Raw genomic sequence first — 5,963 nt, 5'->3', positions numbered from 1 at the left:
CAAAAACTATCATGGTTTTTTCTTTTTTCCTGCCTTGTTCAGAGCAGGTACAGGATTCTGTCGTCACGACTCCACCACTCTTTCTTATAGTTGCAAAAAATTTTCCGCCTTCACTTTTCTTTTCTACCAGCTCATTCCCGGTATTATCTGTCCAACAACTTATATCTGAATAAAATCCCGGATCGGTAGCCGTTATTTTTAATGTATCTCCAACATTTAGTTTTTCAAGTCTTTTGGATACTTCAACTATCGGTCCCGGACAGCAAAGGCCGGATACATCAAGCTCTTCCATTTCATTACTTGATGTTCCTGCAAAACCGCTGTCAGCCACATTTTTCATAATAGGAGTTATTTCACCTTCAAACTTTTGTCCCGACTGGTAGCTGCGATAGCCTCCCATCAGATTTCTAACCTTAAAACCTTCCTGCTTTAAAATTCTAGCTGCAATATAGCCTCTAAGTCCTACTGCACAACTTGTTATATATTCCTTGTTTCTGTCAAGTTCATTTAATCTGCTTCTGAGATTACCAAGAGGAATATGTATCGAATTTGGAATATATCCCATCTTCCTTTCAATATCCTCTCTTACATCTACAATTACAGTATTATTATCAAAATCCTTTATTTCTTCTATTCTTGCAACCTCCACCAAGCCATCTAACTGGTTTGTAGCTGTGTACCCTGCCATATTTACAGGATCCTTTGCTGAGGAATATGGTGGTGCATAGGCAAGCTCAAGTTCTGTAAGATCATATACAGTCGCACCAAACCTAATTGAAGCAGCAAGTACATCTATACGCTTATCCACTCCATCATAGCCCACTATCTGTGCTCCAAGCACCTTGCCTTTTAAGTCGAAAATAAGCTTGATTGACATAGTCGCTGCATCAGGATAATAACCTGCATGTGAATTTGGATGTACTACTGTAATTCTGTAATCTTTTTTATATTCTTTTCCTTCTCTGTTTAATGTCTTTTCATTAACTCCTGTACTTGCTACAGTAAGGTCAAACACTTTAGCTACACTTGTACCCTGAGTACCCTTGTAAGTGGTCTTTATCTCACCTGCTATGGTATCTGCAACTATTCTTCCCTGTTTATTGGCAGGTCCTGCAAGTGGAACCATGGTTCTTGTTCCCATTACAAAGTCATCTGTTTCAATTATATCTCCTACAGCATATATATTAGGTTCAGAAGTCCTCATATATTCGTCAACTATAACTCCGCCCCTTGCATTTAACTTAATTCCTGCTTCCTTTGCAAGTTCACTGTTTGCCCTTATTCCGATAGAAAGTATTACTATATCTGCATTTACTTCACGTCCATCCTCAAGTACAACCTTTGAGCCTGACGGACTATGGGTAATTTTACTCACACCATTTTCAAGTACAAGCAAAATGCCCTTTTCAGCCATATGGCGGTGAACTATATTTGCCATATCCTTATCAAGTGGTGTCATTACCTGATCAGCTTTTTCAACCACCGTCACAGCTAAGCCTTTATGCACAAGATTTTCAGCCATTTCAAGTCCTATAAAACCACCACCTATTACGGCTGCTGTTTTAGGAGATTTTTCTTTTACATAATTATAAATTTTATCCGTATCGGGAATATTCCAAAGTGTAAATACATTTTCTCCGTCAAAGCCCTCTATATTAGGCTTAATCGGTCTTGAGCCTGTAGATATTATAAGCTCATCATAGGAGAGCTCATATTCTCTATTTTCTTTTAAATCCCTTACTCTTACAGTTTTCTTGTCTTTATCTATTGAAACCGCTTCATTTAATACTCTTACATCAATGTTATATTTAGCACTGATTGCTTCAGGTGTGGATACGAACAATGCATCTCGTGATTTGATAACTCCACCTATATAGTAAGGTAGTCCACAGTTTGCAAAAGAAACATATTCTCCCTTTTCAAGCATAATTATTTCACTCGTTTCATCAAGTCTTCTAAGTCTGGCTACCGCTGTAGCACCGCCTGCCACACCGCCTATTACTACAATTTTCTTACTCATCTTTTCCCTCCGTAAAAAATGTTTTTACAAGCCTTATAATATTTTCATCAACTAAGCTGTAATAGCTCTCTGTTCCCTGCTTTCTTACAGTAACTATCCCCAGGTCTTTTAGTTTTGACAAATGTTGTGATATACCTGACTGGGATACATCCATACAACCAGTAAAGTAACCTACATTACATTCACCATTAAGGTATAGTTTCTTCACTATACAGAGTCTGGCAGGATGTGAAACTGCTTTTAACCGTTCTGCAAGGTTTACAACATAAAGTTCATCATCATTTAAGTTGTTCATTTTAATATTTTCCATAATGTCACCTTATTTAACTTTCGGGGTTTTGTATGATATGGGTGCAAAAGTATTTGACACTTGTATCATTATATTCAAATATTATAATATATTGATTATCTAATATTGTCAATAATTAGTTTATAAGATACAAAAAATCCTCTAAATCAAAGTTTTCGATATAGAGGAATTTTTATAAATCTAATTATTCATTTTTTATACAATCTTATTAAAATATCCGTCAAAGAGAAATTTTTCAGGATGAGCTTTTATGTATTTAATTTCATATTCACCACCGTATTCATATACTTTATACACCAATTTATCTGCCTCATCCAAAAACTCTTCAAAGTTTTCATCAAGCTCTTCCATTGCGTTCCAGCGTTCTTCTCTGTCAAAAGGAATCTTTCCGCCGAATAATTCTATAACCTTCTGAAAATTATCCGCAAGTTCATTCATTTCAAATAATCTAAGTCCGTTTATAGCATCCTCCCAGACTATTCCCGTAGAATTATCTAAAAACTGAAAATGTCCTCCGTTGTTTACTTCCATAAAATACCATGATACTGCATTTAAGTATCGTTGTTCTAAGGTAAAGCTTTCTGCTGATTTAAGGTATTCTTCGTATGTGCTGTAAATATCAATCGTCCAGTATACCGGATCTAAGACATCCCAGATATCTTCAATTTTTTCAATATCTTCTACAGTAATTTTCTTATATGTTTTTTTATTCCCCGAACTGCTAAGTTCCACATCTGTAAGCTTAGCGATATATTCCGAATAATGTTTGTAAACGAGAGGAAATTTCTCTTTGTTAGCTTCAAGTATACTATTAAACCCATGAAATTCCACAATTTCAATACACCAGCCGACAACCTTATCATCCTTAGCAAGTTCAATAGCTTTTTCAAGCATTACAAGTGAATTTAAGCTTTCCTTTTCTGCATTATATTTATGATTTGATGATAACTCTGAATAAGAATATCCATAGCAGTAATACCAGGCGGCATCTCTTTCTTCCACAGGAATCATATCCATTACCTTCATAGCTTCTTCTATCTGTTCATTATTGTTGTAGGCTCTGGCAAGCATTCCCTTTAGCCTGTTATTTAGATTTTCCACTCCGGTAAAGGTGAGAAATTCTATAACACTCTCAGGATTATTTTCATCACTTAAATTCATTATAACTTTTTCTTTTATTTCTTCACTGTATTCTACAAATTCTTCCTTTGTAATATCTTGCGGAGCAATGGTCAGCCCTCTTATAAATTCTTCAAAATTATCTGCAAGATAATCAATACTGTAATCATCCTCTTGATTTATCATCACCACTTTAGGCTCTCCATCTTTACCACACTCCCTGTAATCAAGGAAGACCATATTATGACCGGCAGAGATAGTATCCGCTACCGCAACTCCTATACCTGGATATCCCCACTCATTTAACCAAAGCTCATTACCGATTTCACCGCAAAGTGAATTCATTTTTTCTTTATCTGTACCATAAATTCCTGTAATATAGACCGAGGTTTCATCATTTCTAAATAATGTGGCAAACGGAGTTCCTCCATTATGTTTTTTAACAAGCTCTATATATGACTGTGGCAGTTTATATCCCAGTTCATCTTCAATTTCCTTTATTTCTTCATCTGTAGGCTCTTTTCCAACATATTCTTTAAGCGAATAATCATCGTCATCCCAAAAGTTACTCCAGTCAAAGTTTTCGAAGGGTTTCATAGGTTGTTTTCCTTTCAGTTAGCGGTTAGTTTTTGATACTGCCCATATCTATTTTTATCTCTTTATTTCAATTTGTCAACCAAAATTGAAATAAGGACCAACTTTTCCCTTGCTTATTTCAATTTCAATCCTTCAATGCAGTAATAGGCACTACATAAACACCATCCTCTCGTTTATATGCAGCATTTGAAAGTCCGCATATTACACATAAAACTTTTGGCGGTATACCTTTTTCATCGGCTGCAATACTATTTTTTAACTTAATCAGACTTTCTGCAGCTGCATCAATTTGATTCGCCCCAAGTTTTATCTCAAACGCAGCCCAGCTTCCGTCCTTCATTTCAATAACAGCATCAATTTCCTTATTATTATAGTCCTGATAATGATATAGCTTTGCATCAAATGATTCGGCATATATTCTTAAATCTCTCTCACAAAGTGCTTCAAATAAAAATCCAAGGGTTTCAAGATCATTTAAGAGTATATCAGGGGTAGCTTTTAATAAGGTACAAGCTAATGAAGGATCTGAAAAATGTCGTTTTTCAGCCTGCTTCACACGAACAGAAGACCTTACCTTTGTTCCATACGGAAGCTGGTTGTCAAGTAAAAACAGTCTTGTAAAAATATCCAGATACGAAGCTACGGTTTCTATATCAATATCTTCATCATCAATCTCTTTTATATCATTTTTTAATTTTTTATTACTGACTGTCGTGCTTTCATTTCTCGCAAGCGAACGAAGTAGCAATCTCATTTTATGTGTATCTCTCTTAATTCCGTCTATTCTATAAGCATCATCAGTTATAATTGCTTCAATATACTCCTCACTTACTAAGTTCGCACGACTGATTGGAATATCAAGATTTGCAGGCCATCCTCCTCTGACTATATAATCAATCAAATCCTGTATTCTCACTTCTCCCGTCATAACAGGCTCTAAGTTTCCCTTGCAAAGTTCTTTTAGCGATACCTTACCGGTAGAAAAACCAGCTTCATAAAGCGACATAGGACGCATACGGAGTCTTGAAATCCGTCCTGCTCCACTATGCATAATCCCTTTATGATTAGGTGTTGCAGAACCCGTCAAAATAAACATTCCTTTTTTTCCCTTTTCATCTACTTTGTAGCGTACAGCATCCCAAAGTCCCGGAACTTCCTGCCATTCATCTATCATTCTTGGATTTTCTCCACTAAGAATCAATTCCGGATTTAATTCTGCAAGTTTACGATTCTGAAAGTTTCCGGCAGGATCCCCAATAAATATTTCACTGTTACAATGATGACTTGAAGTCCATGTTTTGCCACACCATTTCGCACCCTCAATACATACAGCTCCAAATGAAGCTAAATATTCTTCAACCTTTTTATCAACCAGTCTTGGCTTGTATTTTTTATAATTCATAAGTATCACCTCATAAACTATTATACTCCAATCCGACAGATTTGGCAATTCCAATCCTATATATTCGGTATTTTCAATCCGACACATTTGACCTTTTCAATCCGACATATTTGGCATTTTCAATCCGACACATTTAGCATTTTCAATCCGACATATTACTCTTCCACCTTAATTATCTTATACAGCACTGTTCCCACTATAAGCAAAATCACCCCAAACAGCAGCGAAAGTCTCGTAAGAACAGTGCTGCTGCCCTCAGACGGAATAAAAATCCCGCCAAGTATAAAAAATATACTGATGATAAGAGTATATATGCCGATTATTCTATATACCGCTCTATTCACTCTCTCCACCTCCTGCCAGTATCATATTTCTGTAAGCTCCGGTAACTTTAACAAGCTCTTTATGACTTCCTTCCTGTATAATCCGCCCCTTATCAAGCACCAGAATTTTGTCAGCTTTCTTTATTGTATTTAACCTGTGGGCTATAACTATAGTTGTCTTTCCTTCACAAA

Annotated in this window: 5 protein-coding genes; all 5 read right to left on the bottom strand. The window is 36.0% G+C overall.

The window, feature by feature from the left end; translation table 11 throughout:
- Window positions 1-2,020, bottom strand: a 2,020-nt coding sequence (locus ACTTKP_RS10810) for a CoA-disulfide reductase (protein WP_442553910.1), incomplete at its 3' end; no start/stop codon positions are given.
- Window positions 2,013-2,330: an ArsR/SmtB family transcription factor gene (locus ACTTKP_RS10805; RefSeq protein ID WP_442553909.1), complete on the bottom strand. Its 318-nt coding sequence runs from the start codon at window positions 2,328-2,330 to the stop codon at window positions 2,013-2,015. The genes ACTTKP_RS10805 and ACTTKP_RS10810, both read right to left, overlap by 8 nt.
- Before the next feature lie 195 nt (window positions 2,331-2,525).
- Entirely contained in the window at window positions 2,526-4,046 is a 1,521-nt protein-coding gene (locus ACTTKP_RS10800) for an SMI1/KNR4 family protein (protein WP_442553908.1), read from the bottom strand.
- A gap of 124 nt (window positions 4,047-4,170) precedes the next feature.
- Window positions 4,171-5,448, bottom strand: a complete 1,278-nt coding sequence (locus ACTTKP_RS10795; RefSeq protein ID WP_442553907.1) for an ATP-binding protein — start codon at window positions 5,446-5,448, stop codon at window positions 4,171-4,173.
- A 155-nt stretch (window positions 5,449-5,603) separates the two neighbouring features.
- A complete protein-coding gene (locus ACTTKP_RS10790) occupies window positions 5,604-5,792 on the bottom strand; it encodes a hypothetical protein (RefSeq protein WP_442553906.1) in 189 nt (62 codons plus the stop codon).
- Window positions 5,793-5,963 lie beyond the last annotated feature (171 nt).

Source organism: Catonella sp., assembly GCF_052169795.1.
Lineage (GTDB): Bacteria > Bacillota > Clostridia > Lachnospirales > Lachnospiraceae > Catonella.
The sequence above is the reverse complement of the archived record's forward strand: the minus strand, read 5'-3'. Positions and strand labels throughout refer to the sequence as shown.